General features: G+C 66.2%; 14 protein-coding genes and 2 pseudogenes. 7 read left to right on the top strand and 9 right to left on the bottom strand.

The annotated features are described in order from the left end of the window. Positions 1 to 4 precede the first annotated feature (4 nt). The 3 genes from K9U37_RS03950 to K9U37_RS03960 form a co-directional block, all read right to left on the bottom strand. Complete coding sequence (locus K9U37_RS03950) at positions 5 to 2818, bottom strand: AMP-binding protein (protein WP_243070607.1); 2814 nt, start codon at positions 2816 to 2818, stop codon at positions 5 to 7. Continuing rightward, positions 2815 to 3078: a hypothetical protein gene (locus K9U37_RS03955; RefSeq protein ID WP_243070608.1), complete on the bottom strand. Its 264-nt coding sequence runs from the start codon at positions 3076 to 3078 to the stop codon at positions 2815 to 2817. The genes K9U37_RS03950 and K9U37_RS03955 overlap by 4 nt, the downstream gene beginning before the upstream one ends. Before the next feature lie 268 nt (positions 3079 to 3346). After that, on the bottom strand, positions 3347 to 3682 hold the full coding sequence (locus K9U37_RS03960; RefSeq protein WP_243070609.1) for a hypothetical protein: 336 nt from the start codon (positions 3680 to 3682) through the stop codon (positions 3347 to 3349). Positions 3683 to 4430: 748 nt separating this feature from the next. Between K9U37_RS03960 and K9U37_RS20710 the strand changes: the two genes are divergently transcribed. From K9U37_RS20710 to K9U37_RS19955, 4 genes are all read left to right on the top strand, one after another. Next, a complete protein-coding gene (locus K9U37_RS20710) occupies positions 4431 to 4613 on the top strand; it encodes an Rv2628 protein family (protein WP_504871047.1) in 183 nt (60 codons plus the stop codon). 48 nt (positions 4614 to 4661) lie between these two features. Beyond that, entirely contained in the window at positions 4662 to 6059 is a 1398-nt protein-coding gene (locus K9U37_RS03965; protein WP_243070543.1) for an IS1380 family transposase, read from the top strand. Then, entirely contained in the window at positions 6029 to 6343 is a 315-nt protein-coding gene (locus K9U37_RS20715) for an Rv2628 protein family (RefSeq protein WP_504871048.1), read from the top strand. The genes K9U37_RS03965 and K9U37_RS20715 overlap by 31 nt, the downstream gene beginning before the upstream one ends. 247 nt (positions 6344 to 6590) lie before the next feature. After that, positions 6591 to 6716: a hypothetical protein gene (locus K9U37_RS19955; protein ID WP_272888012.1), complete on the top strand. Its 126-nt coding sequence runs from the start codon at positions 6591 to 6593 to the stop codon at positions 6714 to 6716. A gap of 188 nt (positions 6717 to 6904) precedes the next feature. On the opposite strand, the gene K9U37_RS20325 is transcribed toward K9U37_RS19955, so the two are convergent. The 6 genes and pseudogenes from K9U37_RS20325 to K9U37_RS03995 all read right to left on the bottom strand — a co-directional run bounded on the left by K9U37_RS20325 (position 6905) and on the right by K9U37_RS03995 (position 10581). Further along, positions 6905 to 7435, bottom strand: coding sequence for a DUF6262 family protein (locus K9U37_RS20325; RefSeq protein ID WP_372489381.1), 531 nt, complete (start codon positions 7433 to 7435; stop codon positions 6905 to 6907). Further along, a pseudogene (locus K9U37_RS20145) lies at positions 7345 to 8199 on the bottom strand (ATP-dependent DNA ligase). The gene K9U37_RS20325 and the pseudogene K9U37_RS20145 overlap by 91 nt, the downstream one beginning before the upstream one ends. Further along, positions 8193 to 8783 (bottom strand): DNA polymerase ligase N-terminal domain-containing protein, encoded by a 591-nt coding sequence (locus tag K9U37_RS03980; RefSeq protein WP_243070611.1) that lies wholly within the window; start codon positions 8781 to 8783, stop codon positions 8193 to 8195. The pseudogene K9U37_RS20145 and the gene K9U37_RS03980 overlap by 7 nt, the downstream one beginning before the upstream one ends. 393 nt (positions 8784 to 9176) lie before the next feature. Continuing rightward, positions 9177 to 9488, bottom strand: coding sequence for a hypothetical protein (locus K9U37_RS03985; protein ID WP_243070612.1), 312 nt, complete (start codon positions 9486 to 9488; stop codon positions 9177 to 9179). Positions 9489 to 9678: 190 nt separating this feature from the next. Beyond that, positions 9679 to 10292 (bottom strand): annotated as a pseudogene (locus K9U37_RS03990) (SPFH domain-containing protein); the annotation flags it as partial. A 25-nt stretch (positions 10293 to 10317) separates the two neighbouring features. Then, a complete protein-coding gene (locus K9U37_RS03995) occupies positions 10318 to 10581 on the bottom strand; it encodes a DUF1918 domain-containing protein (RefSeq protein ID WP_243070613.1) in 264 nt (87 codons plus the stop codon). Between the two features lie 295 nt (positions 10582 to 10876). On the opposite strand from K9U37_RS03995, the gene K9U37_RS04000 reads away from it, so the two are divergent. The 3 genes from K9U37_RS04000 to K9U37_RS04010 all read left to right on the top strand — a co-directional run bounded on the left by K9U37_RS04000 (position 10877) and on the right by K9U37_RS04010 (position 13716). Continuing rightward, positions 10877 to 11263 (top strand): MBL fold metallo-hydrolase, encoded by a 387-nt coding sequence (locus K9U37_RS04000; protein WP_372489557.1) that lies wholly within the window; start codon positions 10877 to 10879, stop codon positions 11261 to 11263. 75 nt (positions 11264 to 11338) lie between these two features. After that, positions 11339 to 11605: a DUF1918 domain-containing protein gene (locus K9U37_RS04005; protein ID WP_243070614.1), complete on the top strand. Its 267-nt coding sequence runs from the start codon at positions 11339 to 11341 to the stop codon at positions 11603 to 11605. A 20-nt stretch (positions 11606 to 11625) separates the two neighbouring features. Further along, complete coding sequence (locus K9U37_RS04010) at positions 11626 to 13716, top strand: adenosylcobalamin-dependent ribonucleoside-diphosphate reductase (protein WP_243070615.1); 2091 nt, start codon at positions 11626 to 11628, stop codon at positions 13714 to 13716. Positions 13717 to 13767 lie beyond the last annotated feature (51 nt).

Raw genomic sequence — 13767 nt, forward strand, 5'->3', positions numbered from 1 at the left:
TGGATTATTCGACGTCGGGCTCACCCGAGAGACGAAGGACAGCATCTCGCGCGGCGCGCTGCAATGCGACCGCCGCTGACCAGTCGGTGCCTAGAGGCTGGATCGGCGCACCGATCATGATGTCGACTGCCCCGCGCCGCGGGAAGCGGTGCTCGGGCCGAAGCACTTCCCGGGTCCCGCGGATGGCGACGGGCACGACCGGCACTCCGGCCTGGGCGGCGGCGACGAACGCGCCCATGTGGAAGGGCCGCAACCCAGGGGCGCGGGCCAGATGCCCCTCGGGAAAGACCACAATTGACTGCCCACCCCGGACGAGGGTGACAACCCGGTCGGTGTCGGCCACGCCATGCTCACGCTCGTAGCGTTCGACGAACTCGGTGCCCAGCCGACTGAGCACGAATCCGGTCAGCGCCTCGTGCTCTAGTACTTCGCCGGCAACGAACCGGAAAGCATGGGGTAGCACCATGGCGAGTCCCGGCCCGTCCAGCCAGCTCGGATGGTTGGCCACGACGATCGAGGGCCCGCGAGGCAGACCGGCCAGGCCGTGCACGGTGACCGGCGTCGCGGTGAGCCGCGCCAACACTCGGACGGCGCCAACAGCCAACCGCCGACGCCACCGGATCCGGGGTAGCAGCGGTAGCACAGCGATTACCGACGCCCCGAGGACGATGAAGAGCGCCCACGCGTAGGCGGCGAACGCGAGGGCGGCCGCCGTCTGACGTGCGCGGCGCACCGATGGCACAGCTCCGCGCAGACGGAAACGGGCCAGCTCCCACCACAGCGGCCGCGGTCGGGCACCGACCCTTCCGCTTTGGTAGAGCTCACGGGCCGCGGCGCGGCGGATCTTGCCGCTGGAGGTCTTCGGGACGGTGCGCGGGGGCGCCAGCACCACGTCGTCGGGGGCCGCGCCGAGCAGATCTACCGCCGTCGTGATGATCTCGGAGCGCAACGCGGCGGTCGTCTCGTCGTCGGTCGCCCGGGTCTCGGCCATCACCACGAGCCGTTCTGCGCCCCCGGTCCGATCGGGGCAGGCGAATACGGCCACACACCCCTTGCGGACCCCGGCCACGTTGCCGACGGCTTCCTCGAGTTCGGTGGGGTGCAGGTTGCGGCCTGCCCGGATGATCACATCCTTGATGCGGCCGGTGACGTAGAGGTCCGCGTCAGCCAGGTAGCCCAGATCGCCGGTGTCGAGCCAGTCGTCGTGAAACAGCCGCCGCGTTGCGGCGGCGTTGCGAAAGTAGCCGGCGGTGGCCGAGGGGCCGCGGAACTCGATGCGGCCCTGCCGGCGATCGCCCAGCTCGTTGCCGGTGGCGTCGACGACCCGGATCTCGTGCCCGGGCAGGGGCTGGCCGCAGGCGACGAACCGAAGCGGGTCGGCCTCGTCGGGCTTGGCCGGATCGGCGCGCCCCGAACGCCCGAACCTGTCGCGGTCGATGCGGTCGATGAGCGGCCCGCGGCCCAGCGGTGGGAACGCCAGCCCGACCGCAGATTCAGCCAGCCCGTACACCGGCGTGATCACCTCCGGCCGCAACCCGTAGCGGGCGAAGCGCTCGATGAACCGCTCGATCGTCGACGGGCTGACCGGCTCGGCGCCATTGAAGGCCAACCGCCACGAGCTCAGGTCGAGTCCGTCGATTTCGGTGTCGTCGATCTTGGCCAGGCACAGCTCGTAGGCGAAGTTCGGGCCGGCCGAGATCGTGCCGTGGTTGGCGTGGATCGCCCACAGCCAGCGCGACGGGCGGGTCAAGAACGCCTGCGGTGCCATCACCACCAGCGGGATGCCGAAATACAGGCATGACAGCCACGCGCCGATCAGACCCATATCGTGATAGAGCGGCAGCCAGCTGACGAAGGTGTCCGCACCCGATACCGCCGCGGCCTGGCCCATCGCCCGGATGTTGGCCAATAGGTTGTCGTGGGTGAGCGCAACGCCTTTGGGCTGGCCGGTGCTGCCCGAGGTGTATTGCACCAGCGCGAGGTCGCTTGCCCGGGGCCGAGGAAGCGCAACGTCGGTCACACCCGTGAGGGATTCGGGGACGACGACATGGCGCAGGCCCTCGACGTTGGAACGCAGCAGCTGGCCCAGGGAGAGGGCGTCGGGCACGGTGACGAGCAGCGCGGCTCGGGCATTGGCGAGGATGCCGGTGTGACGGCGCAGGTGATCGGCCAGCTGCGACGGCCGGGCCGGCGGGTAGATGGGTACCGGCACGGCACCAGCGAGGAGCACGCCGGTGAACGTGACGAAGTACGCGCGGGTGGTCGGCAACATGATGGCGACCGTGTCGCCGGGCGTGACATCGTGGGCCAGCAACCCCGCAGCCACGGCGGTGGCGTCCCGGCGCAGCGCCTCATAGCTCACCTCTATCGGGCTGCCCGACTCGTCGAGGATGCGGATGTGCATCCGATGCGGGGCCGCGCCGACGTGCCAGTCGAGGGCGTCGATCAACGTCGACGCGGCTATCGGAGGGGACAGGCGCCGCACCCCGGGCAGCGACACCCGTGCCGTGCCGCCCGCCCTCGCGGCCTGAAGCGCGAGGCCGACGTCTTCGCCGGCCGGCCCATGGTGGCGCATGACAGCCTGCAGGAGATCACGCGGCGTCTCCGCGTCGGCCAGCAGGTGCGAGGGCAACGCCACCCCAAACGCATGTTGGACTCGAAGCAGCAGCTCGGCCAGCTCGAGGCTGCCGATGCCCAGTTCGTCGAACGGGCTGTCGAGGGTTACCGGGCGCCGCGATGCGTGCGGGTGGACCTCGGCGGTTAGCGCCCGTACCAGTTCGAGGATGAGGTTGGCGCGTTCTTCGCTGGCAACGCTCACTCTTTGCTCAGCGTCTGGCCTGCACTTCGTACGACGCTGCGCGGGAACTCGATCCGTGCCGTAAGGAGCTCCTCGGCCATGTCCAAGGCGGCGTCGATGACGGTCCTGCGCCGCGACTGATCGGCGAGCACGGGAGTCACTTCATCGGCGAACTTGCGCACGGCCTCGATGGCGCCCTTGCGTCCCGTTTCGACCGATTCGAGTACGTCGTCGGACAATTCGTCCCATGCCGGCGCGCTCTTCTGTGCTGTCTCAGGCATGATCGAACTCCCCATTCTGTCGAGGTGTTGGTTGGCGCTCGCACAAGCAAACCCGCACAACCGATGATGACCTCGCCGAGGCTATGGCCGTCACGACCCACCGCGCGAGTGGCGAAAGTCCCTTCATCGCGTGACCCTTTGACCCATGGTCCGGCCGTCTGTGCGAGCATCGAACGCCGTCAATGACCAAGCGTGACAACGCAGAACGACACGAATGCACTCGGCCAGTCAGGAGGCGAGCTCCCGACCGGCCCGGCACGAAAGACGGCTACGCGACCCGACGCAGGTTCTGCGTCTTCTCCAGCGTCTGGGCCTCGTCGCTCTGCCTGCGGGCGTATGCCTCAAACGACGCCAGTAGCGGCTGCCAGAAGTATGCCGCGCCCGCCACCACTAGGCCGGTGAATACCAATCCGAGCGCGTGGTTGCGGACATTGAGTCCCCACGCCCCGAATAGATCGAAGTCAGCGATCCAGACCGCGGCGATACCGAGCACCACCAGTGCCGCCGCCGTCAACTCCCGTGCCATCCCCAGATACCGGGCCACGATCCCACACACAACCAGAACCGCCAGCCCAAGCAAGGCGATCATCCCGAACGCATACATGTCTGCTGCTCCCTCCCATCTCGGTGTCCAGACACCCCAAGAATCAACCCACCGAGGCGAGATACATAGGGACCAAAGACCCAACAGCGCAGGGACCATCGGAACTCGCCACAGCGCCGCCGTGTTGAAAGCTGACAGGCACGCATCGCCACCGCCGCCGATGACAGCAGCGGGTACCATGACCCGACCGCGGTCAGGAGATCGATCAAGAGAACGCATGGTGTCGCGTGGGCCACGTTCTGGTTATCGGCAATCTTGCGTGTCACCGTCAAAGTCTATGGGCACCAAGGCCGTACACGGAATCCTTGATGCCAGCTGGCCGTTGCACTGGTCGGCATGGTTGGGTGCGGCCCGGCCATGTGAAGTGCTCATATTCGCGACAACCCCCTTGCTGCTGCAACCATGGCGCGCCACCTGTCGGGAGGACCGAATCGGCGATGAACGTGCGTGGGCGAGGGCGAGTTCCGCTCATGGTGCGCAATGGTTTGCCCCAGGGACCCTGGGGACGTTGGCCAGTCACGGCAGGGACGAAGGTCTCGGGCGCCTTGGGACTTCGGCCAGGATTCATATACCGCCCAGGTCCCGCCAGGCCAGTGCCTTTGAACCCTGCTCGCCGAAGCCCGGGACGAGTCGAATCGAATCGACAGGGTTGTGCTCAAGGAGGTGGCCACAGTGGGTTCGTCATACCGAAGCCGACGTGCACCTCTGGTCGCTGTGGCGTCCTTAGAACCCCCGAACCTGTGCAGCAGTGACATCGGCGACCCTGTATCAGATATCCGACCGGTTGCACTCAGCACGCACAGTCCGCGTGCCGGCCAATGGCATCGGTCTCACCGTCTCCGCATGGTTGGCGGAGTTAGCCTCGATTTTTCGCGCAATGCCCCGGGTGGAGTGTGTTGATACGCGAAAGTGCCTGTCCTGCAAGGAATAATAGGACTTCTTAACGGTTCCATTAGCCTGGCTGGAAGGCACTTCGCAGGTGGAGAGTAGCGCAGCGGTTTCCCGAGTGAAAGTGTCCGCGGATGGTCATGGCGTCGTGTCTCACGCCGGGGTGGGGATGCTGCGGGAACTGGCGGATCTGTCCGGGCTGTCGGCGGGGGTCACCGCGGCGTTGGCCGACACCTATCGGGGCCCGTGGATCTACCCGCCGGGGGCGGTGTTCGCCGATCTCGCCGCGGCGGTCGCTGACGGCGCGACCTGCATCGACGGGGTCGGGCAGTTGTGCGGGGACCGTGAGCACGTGTTCGGTCCGGCCGCCTCGACGACCACGATGTGGCGGCTGGTCGACGAGCGGATCGACGCCGCGCACCTGCCGGCGATCCGGGCGGCGCGCTGCGATGCGCGGGCGGCGGCGTGGGCTGCCGGGGCTGCGCCGGCCGCTGGCAGGTGGCTGCACATCGACCTCGACGCCACCATCACCATCGACCATTCCGACAACAAGGAGAACGCGGCCGCGACCTGGAAGAAGACCTACGGTCACCACCCGCTGCTGGCGTTCCTGGACCGCCCCGAGGTCGCCGGCGGCGAAGCGCTGGCCGGGCTGCTGCGAGCGGGCAACGCCGGCAGCAACACCGCCGCCGATCACATCACCGTGTTGGGCTGGGCGCTGGAATCGCTGCCGGCCGCCTACCGACCCGACCCGCACGATCCCACCGCCCACAAGATCCTGGTGCGGTCGGATTCCGCCGGTGCCACGCACAAGTTCGCCGCCGAATGCCGCAGGCAAGGGGTGGGGTTCTCGTTCGGGTTCGCCGTCGACGCCCGCGTGCGCGACGCGGTCGACACCCTCAACCTCGCCGAGGCCTGGTATCCGGCGATCGACTCCAGCGGCGCGATCCGCGACGGCGCCTGGGTCGCCGAGGCCACCGGCCTGGTCGAGATGAGCAGCTGGCCCGAGGGCACCCGGCTGATCCTGCGCAGGGAACGCCCCCACCCCGGCGCGCAGCTGCGGTTCACCGACGCCGACGGGATGCGGGTCACCGCCTTCATCACCGACACACCCAACGGCGTCGTCGACGGGCAACTCGCCGGCCTGGAGCTGCGGCATCGCCAACACGCCCGCGTCGAGGACCGCATCCGCGAGGCCAAAACCACCGGGCTGCGCAACCTGCCCTGCCACGGCTTCGATGCCAACGCTGCCTGGCTCGAAATCATCCTCACCGCAACCGATCTCGTGGCCTGGACCAAACTCATCGGCTTCGCCGACCAGCCCGACATCGCCGGCTGCGAGATCGACACCTTCCGCTACCGCGTCCTGCACGTCGCCGCCCGCATCACCCGCGCCGCCCGACGCACCCACCTGCGCATCGACGCCACATGGCGCTGGGCCCACGCCATCGCCACCGCATGGCAGCGTCTGCGCACCGCCTTCGGTTGACCACCGCACCACACGTCCACCACGACCCGAAAGACCCACCGGCCCTGGAAAGCCCGCCACACCGAGCGACACCGGCCAAACCGTCACACCCACCCACCGAAACCGCGCCCGAACAGCCCCAGCCGACCCCGAACCGCACTCCGACCAATTCGCACGCAAAATCGAGGTTAGGCGCCCACAGCCCACTGGTCGCCGATGTTGAACGGGCCGTGCGCACCGGCGACTGGCCCGCCGCACATGCCATTGGCGAGGACCTGAGCGTCGACGTGACGACTGCGGCCTAGCGTTTTCGCCGTCGCTAATGGCCACATTCGGATCGTTCGCGCTGCATCGTTCGCGACACCGGATCAGTCGGTTCGCCTCGAAGCGCCGATGGCACAGCGTCACCTTGCCCGCTCGCTCAGCGCTCGTTATCCACCATCGTCATCGTTACGTATACTGCTGAGAATCACGCCCAGATGGGCCATGCCGCGCTGGCGCGGTGGACTCAATCGATCCCGGGCACGACGACAGTGGGAAGGCCGGGCTGACATGACCACCAACCGCTACCTCGAAGCCCTCAAGCGCCTGCTCAGCGCGGAGACGTATTTCCGTTCACGCAGGGAGACCGAAAAGCATGAACCGGAACCTCCGGCTCCGGAGGACAAGCCGAAATGACAGCCGGAGCCTGATGCTCGGTATTATTGCGGGCACTGGAACGTCGCGGCACACCGCGTGATGCCACCCTGGTGGCACTCTAGACGGTTGTCTTCGACGTGTTGGGGGCGAGCGAGCTCCGATGGGTGGACTGCTATCTCGGGTGCCTGGTGTTGCTGGCGTGTTCGTGGATGCGCTGGACAGCGTCATCAACGCTCGTGCTGCCGGTGTCGATGACGAGGTGGTCGCGGTCCCAGGGCGCATAGTGCCGCTCGCGCACTTGTTGCCAGGTGGGTAACACCAGGCCGGGCATGTCGGATGAACTGCCCTCGACGCGACGTCTGTGTTCGTCTTGGTCGGAGCAGGTGAGCTCCACTTCGATGATCCAGCAGCCGTGTTCGACGGCGCGAACGCTGCTGTTGTTGAATCTGGTCGAGCAGCTCGGGCTGGGTGTAAGTCCATGACCGTGAAACGCCGGCCCTGGTGGCCAGTTCAGCGACGGTTACCGACTGGCCGGTCTCGGCGAGTTCGGCCAGTGCCTGGTGTGCGCGTTGCACGGTCTCCTGGCGTCGGTGTTTGGCGTGCTCGATGAGGTAGCAAGCGGGTCCCGCCTGTGCGGGGAGGTGGTCTCGAGCGGGCGCGAGGGGGATCAGGGCATCTCCTGCACCACGTCGGTGGGGTCCTTGTCGGTGCGGAGGCCGATGTAGCGGGGATGGCGCAGTTTGCCGTCGCGTGTCCATTCGGAAAAACCGACCTCGGCCACGAATTGTGGACGTGCCCAGTGGGTGTCGGCCGCGTGTATCGGGCCGCGAGTGAAGGGGGAGGTGTCTTGCTCGATGCCGGATAGACGCTGGTGAAGACTACGTAGCGTGGCGTCATCGAAGCCGGTGCCCACCTTCCCGGCGTAGACCAGGTCGCGCCCCTCGTAGTATCCGACCAGCAGCGCACCGAGCCCGATTCGGCTGCCCTTCGGGGCGGTGTAGCCACCGATCACGAACTCCTCATCGAGCGTGCATTTGAATTTCAGCCAGTTCCGTGAACGACGGCCCTTCTCGTATCTGGAATCGGCCAGCTTGGCGATCACGCCCTCGTCGCCGTGCTCGCAGGCCTCTCGGTAGGCGTCCTGGCCGTCCGTCCAGCGGTGCGTCGTATAGCGCAACAGATCGCCCCACCGGGGCTGTGTCGTGCAGCAGGCGTTTACGCCAGATCAGCGGCAACCTGGTGGTGCTGTAGCCGTCGAGGTGCAATAGATCGAAAAGACAGTAGGACACCGGGATTCGGGGTAGGTGCCGTTGAGGGGCTGACGGTTGCGCGACAACAGCTGTACCGGGTCGCCGTCGCGCAACGCCAGACATCGCTGTCCGTCGAATTTGAGTTCGAAGATCCAACGTGGGTCGGAGAACCGTTTGCCGGTCAGCGTGGCCAACATGGGAGGCCGCCAAGCGGGCACGGTCTCCGGGCGCAACAGAGCGCGCACCTCGTCCGGTAGACGCTCGATCACGATAGATCAGCCAGGGCGCGTCCCGACAGGACGGATTCCGGTTGGCTGCGCACCGGGCTGCTGCGCGCGTCGGCGTATTCATCGGACTTTTTGACGAGCAGCCACGTCTCGTCCGCACCATCGCGGATGCGGGCGAGCGCATAACCGCCGCGCAACTTTTGGCCGTCCAGCCAAAACGACAGGTGCCCGCGCTGGAGGCCCTCCGACATGTCGTAGCGGCTCTCATTGATGTACGTGCCGCGGTCCCAGACGATGACACGCCCGGCACCGTACTGGCCCTCGGGGATGGTGCCCTCGAACCACTCGTAGTCGAGCGGATGATCCTCGGTGCGGCGGGCCATGCGCTTGTCCTTCGGATTCGTCGAGGGCCCCTTGGGCACTGCCCCAGACACCAGCACATCACCGACGGCAAGCCGAAAATCGTAGTGATCGCTGGTTGCTGCGTGATGTTGGATCACGAAATGCGGTGCGTGTGGCGGTTGGTGACGACGACGCCAACCCGGCAGCTGCAAGTTCGGCCGTGATGCCTCGCCATTGCCGGCGGATGTGACGCCCGGGCGCCGATCGGCCGATGGATCGCTTCTCACGGGCCAACTTCCTTGCTGGTGATGGATTTATGGTTTCGTCTTTGGCGCAGCGCGAATAGTGACAAAAGTCATCACAACGGCCAGTAGTCGTTGTCGATCCGCTGCCGTGCCGAGGGCCAACTCGACGGCAGCCAGAGCCGGTCGATATCGCTTCACAAGTCCCCCGGACGGCGCCATCCGGGCGACCGACATTGCCCGCGTACGGGGGGCGTGAAACACACTGTTGGATAAGGCGTTAGGCGTCGCACCGGCGGCCAGGCATGCCACCGTATCTCGCGTTGTCCTCGATGCGACAGGCTCGTCCGCGTGTGGGGCGTTGGTCCAGCACCGGTATTACCGACCTGGGACGGATCCGATACACCGCAAACGGGCAACCGGTGAAGATCGTCACCATCAACCAATCTCAACGGTGAGACCGTCGTGGCGCTGCTCCAGTTCGCTGCTCACCGCAGTGAACAGATCATCCGCATCGACGTTGATGCCGTGCAGCTTCACCTTGAGCACGTCGTGCTCCTTGTCGACCACAATGCTGCCGGTTGGATGTAGCCGGTACGTGTTTGCCGTCGCCGAGGCGCGCGGACGCGACCGTGCCATCAACTCGTATCCGTAGTCATCCCTGAGCCTGTCCGCCACAGCGGTGACGATTTCGTGTTCCAGCTCTCCGATGTCGACGGTGGCTGGCACAGCCAGCTTGAGCATGGTCATATACGTCACGTTAATACCGCGCAGCAGCTCAGTCTTCGAGCCCGCTGTGTTCGTCGGTCGCTGACCGCGGGGGCGAACAGGATACGGCTGCACATCGGCCTCTGTGCGTATTGCTAAGATCACCGCTCGGTGATGGCGGTAGGGACGCCCTTATCCGGCGAATTGTGTGGGCTTGGTCGCGGCTGACTTGGGCCATCATGGTGTCGGATGCTTCGCCGAGTGCGGCGGCCGCTCGTGCTTCTCCTTCTGCGGCAATGATTTTGGCCCGCTTTTCGCGTTCGGCCTCAGCCTCGCGGGCCATCGCGCGCTTCATGGTGTCGGGCAAGCGGATGTCTTTGAGTTCCACCAGGGTGACCTCAACGCCCCACTCCAGGGTGGTGGTGTCGAGGATTTGACGGATGCTGGCGTTGATGACCGACGTCTCCGAAAGGGTCTCGTCAAGGGAATGCTGTCCGACGACGTTGCGCAGGGTGGTTTGAGCGATCTGATCGATCGCAGCGGCCACGTTTCGATGACAACCACTGACTTTCGCGCATCGACATCCCGGAAGTAGGCAACCGCGGCGATATCGACGCTGACGTTGTCGCGGGTGATGATTCCCTGCGACTGGACCGGCATGGTCACGATACGCATGGATACCCGCCACAGTCGGTCGATGACCGGGATGATCAGCCGCAGTCCGGGTTCGCGGACGGCGATGACCCGGCCCAGACGAAAGTGCACACCGCGTTCGTATTGTTTGACCACTCGGACCGATAGGGCCAGCAGCAGCAACGCCGCTGCGACAGCTACGACGACCACCAGGCCGTTACATCGGCAGCCATGACTACTAGTCGGTCGGAGTGTGGTGCGTGATCTGCGTCCGCGCAAACCGCGACCGCGCCTGTTGATCGGCGCCTTGCTGCTCAGCAGCGGTGACGACGACGGCGTCAGGGCCAGGAACCACCGTGGCCACGTGGTCGGTGGCCAGCCAGCGCACCACGTAGGGTGGCGCGCCGTCCGCGCCATGCACTTCGGTAATCAGCCCACGCTGATCCGCCTGATCAACATGGGTGCCCTTGATCACCAACCAGTCGCCCGCCTTAGCTTTCATCGCCTGCTCCTCTCGGTCACGCCGGTGTGATCATGCGCAGGTCGCGCATCGGCCTGGCAGAGCCGCAGGTCACAGTCCGGGTGGACCAAAGTCACATGGGTGCCGGGCAGCCGATACCGGTCCGCGCAGAGTGAATCTGGCCGCCCGGATCCGCTAGCCCCAACGCGCAACGACCGGCCGTAGGCTCGACCTGTGTCGATCCGGCAGTTGACCGTGCTCGGTACCGCCAGTCAGGTGCCCCACCCGTCATCGCAACCACAACGGGTCCTTGCTGCGCTGGGACGGCGAGGGGCTGTTGTTCGACCCAGGGGAGGGGACCCAGCGGCAACTGACGCTGGCCGGCGTCGCGGCAAGTAGTGTGACTCGACTATGCCTGAGCCATTTCCACGGTGACCACGGCCTCGGTGTGCCGGGCATCTTGCAAGCGCCTGTCAGTAGATCAGCTGAACCCAGTACGGGCGTACTTCCCCGCGTTGGGCCAGGAGTATTTCGCCCGGCTGCGGCACGCCTGTGTTGTTCCACGACGTCGTCGGCCTGCGCGAGCAGCCGGTTGCGGGGATGGGCCGATCGCCGGGGGCATGTTCGGGACCCTAAAGGCGCGGCGCCTGGACCACCCCATCGGGGTAGGGGCCGAAACCGGATGAATGTCCTGGGTCGCAACCGAAGGGACCTTTGGACATAGGACGGGTGGCCTGCTGCCCTCCCGCCAGCGCAGTGGCGGCGTGCACGATCGAACACCCGAGGGAAGGGGATGCTCATGAAGGCAAAAATCGGAGACTGGCTGGTGATCAAGGGCACGACGATCGATCTACCGGACCAGCGTGGACTAATCACCGAGGTTCACTCGTCCGATGGTTCACCACCGTATCTGGTGCGGTGGCTGGAAACGGAGCACGTGGCCACGGTGTTCCCGGGGCCGGACGCGGTCGTCGTCACTGCGGAAGAGCAGGAAGAAGCCGACGAGCGCGCGCAACACCGATTCGGGGCGGTGCAGTCGGAGATTCTCCTCGGCAAGAGCAAATAGGCGGCTGCGGGGGTCGGGCGATGAAGTCGGCGACGACGGCCGGGTGGCCCGCGAAGGTCCGGCGGCGGGACGGGACACTCGTCCCGTTCGACGTCGCCCGGATCGAGACCGCGATCGCGCGGGCGGCCCGCGAGGTGGCATATGACGGCCCCGATATGCCGGTCACCGTTGCGAGGGCCGTTGCCGATGCACTAGGGCCCAGGATTGCGCCCGTCGAGGAGATCCAGGATTTCGTCGAGGCGCGGCTGGGCGAAACCGGTCTCGATGACGTCGCACGCGCCTACATCATCTACCGGCAGCAGCGCGCCGAGCTGCGTGCAGCGAAAGCGTTGCTCGGGGTCCGTGACGACTTGAAGCTGAGCTTGGCTGCCGTGACGGTGCTACGCGAACGCTATCTGCTGCGCGACGAGAAAGGTATGCCGAGCGAGTCAACTGGCGAGATGATGGATCGGGCGGCGCGCTTCGTCGCAGCGGCCGAGGACGACTACCTGCCCGGCTCCTCGACGCGGCGGGCCGAAGAGTTTTCGGCGCTGCTGCGCAAGCTTGAGTTTCTGCCGAATTCGCCCACGCTGATGAACGCCGGCACTGAACTTGGCCTGCTTTCTGGCTGTTTCGTTCTGCCGGTTGAGGATTCGCTACACTCGATCTTCACCACTTTGGGACAGGCCGCTGAGATTCAGCGGAGCGGCGGCGGCACCGGCTATTCGTTCAGCCACCTGCGACCCGCCGGGGATCGGGTGGCCAGCACGGGCGGCACGGCCAGCGGACCGGTGTCCTTTCTGCGGCTGTATGACACAGCTGCGGGTGTCGTCTCCATGGGCGGACGTCGGCGCGGTGCCTGCATGGCGGTGCTGGACGCGTCACACCCGGACATCTATGACTTCGTCACCACCAAGGCCGAATCGCCCAGCAATCTAACGCATTTCAACCTGTCCGTAGGCGTCACCGACGCGTTCCTGCGCGCCGTCGAACGCAAGGACGCGCACCGCCTGGTCAACCCGCGAACCGGCAAGACCGTCGCACGGATACCGGCTGCAGAGCTCTTTGATGCGATCTGTGAAGCTGCACATGCCTGCGGCGATCCCGGGCTGGTGTTCTTGGACACGATCAATCGGGCTAACCCGGTGCCGGGGAGGGGCCGCATCGAGGCGACCAACCCGTGCGGGGAGGTTCCGCTGCTGCCGTACGAGTCGTGCAATCTCGGCTCGATCAACCTGGCTCGCATGGTCACCGATGGTCGCGTCGACTTCGACCGGCTTGCCGACGTTGCCGCGGTGGCGGTGCGGTTTCTCGACGATGTCATCGACGTCAGCCGGTACCCGTTCCGGGAGCTGGGCGAGGCCACCCGGGCGACCCGCAAGATCGGGCTCGGTGTGATGGGTTTGGCGGAACTACTTGCCACACTGGGCATTCCGTACGATAGCGAAGACGGCGTGCGGTTAGCCGGCCAGGTGATGCGCCGCATTCAGCAGGCGGCGCACGCTGTGTCGAGGCGGTTGGCCGAAGAACGGGGCTCGTTTCCCGTATTCGCCGACAGCCGGTTCGCGGGTTCAGGACCGCGGCGCAACGCGCAGGTCACCTCCGTCGCCCCGACCGGCACCATCTCACTGATCGCGGGCACTACTGCGGGGATCGAGCCGATGTTCGCCATCGCCTTCACCCGGGCGGTCGTCGGCAGGCACCTGTTGGAGGTCAACCCGTGCTTCGACCGGCTGGCCCGCGATCGGGGGTTTTATCGCGATGAGCTGATCGCTGAGATCGCGCAGCGAGGGGGAGTGCGAGGCTATCCACAGTTGCCGGCCGAGGTACGTGCGGCCTTCCCGATCGCAGCCGAGATCGCGCCGCAGTGGCACTTGCGGATGCAGGCGGCCGTGCAGCGCCATGTCGATGCCGCGGTGTCCAAGACGGTCAATCTGCCCGCCACTGCTACCGTCGACGATGTCCGCGCGATCTATTTGGCCGCGTGGAGGGCGAAGGTCAAGGGCATCACGGTGTATCGCTACGGCAGTCGTGAAGGCCAGGTGCTGTCCTACGCGGCACCCGAACCGGTGCTGGCCCAGGCAGACACGGAATTCAGCGGCGGATGCGTCGGGCGGACATGCGAGTTCTGACCGGCGGTGACTTTTGACTCTCGTCAGCATGCAGGTTCGCGGCGTACCAAC

This window comes from Candidatus Mycolicibacterium alkanivorans, from assembly GCF_022760805.1.
In the GTDB taxonomy this organism is placed as follows: domain Bacteria; phylum Actinomycetota; class Actinomycetes; order Mycobacteriales; family Mycobacteriaceae; genus Mycobacterium; species Mycobacterium alkanivorans.

Excerpts from the sequence above, each read along its gene's own strand:
- K9U37_RS03955 (WP_243070608.1), bottom strand. The coding sequence starts at position 3,078 with ATGCCTGAGACAGCACAGAAGAGCGCGCCGGCATGGGACGAATTGTCC.
- K9U37_RS03960 (WP_243070609.1), bottom strand. The coding sequence starts at position 3,682 with ATGTATGCGTTCGGGATGATCGCCTTGCTTGGGCTGGCGGTTCTGGTT.
- K9U37_RS20715 (WP_504871048.1), top strand. The coding sequence starts at position 6,029 with ATGGCAGCGTCTGCGCACCGCCTTCGGTTGACCACCGCACCACACGTC.
- K9U37_RS19955 (WP_272888012.1), top strand. The coding sequence starts at position 6,591 with ATGACCACCAACCGCTACCTCGAAGCCCTCAAGCGCCTGCTCAGCGCG.
- K9U37_RS20325 (WP_372489381.1), bottom strand. The coding sequence starts at position 7,435 with ATGGACACGCGACGGCAAACTGCGCCATCCCCGCTACATCGGCCTCCG.
- K9U37_RS03985 (WP_243070612.1), bottom strand. The coding sequence starts at position 9,488 with ATGACCATGCTCAAGCTGGCTGTGCCAGCCACCGTCGACATCGGAGAG.
- K9U37_RS03995 (WP_243070613.1), bottom strand. The coding sequence starts at position 10,581 with ATGAAAGCTAAGGCGGGCGACTGGTTGGTGATCAAGGGCACCCATGTT.
- K9U37_RS04005 (WP_243070614.1), top strand. The coding sequence starts at position 11,339 with ATGAAGGCAAAAATCGGAGACTGGCTGGTGATCAAGGGCACGACGATC.
- K9U37_RS04010 (WP_243070615.1), top strand. The coding sequence starts at position 11,626 with ATGAAGTCGGCGACGACGGCCGGGTGGCCCGCGAAGGTCCGGCGGCGG.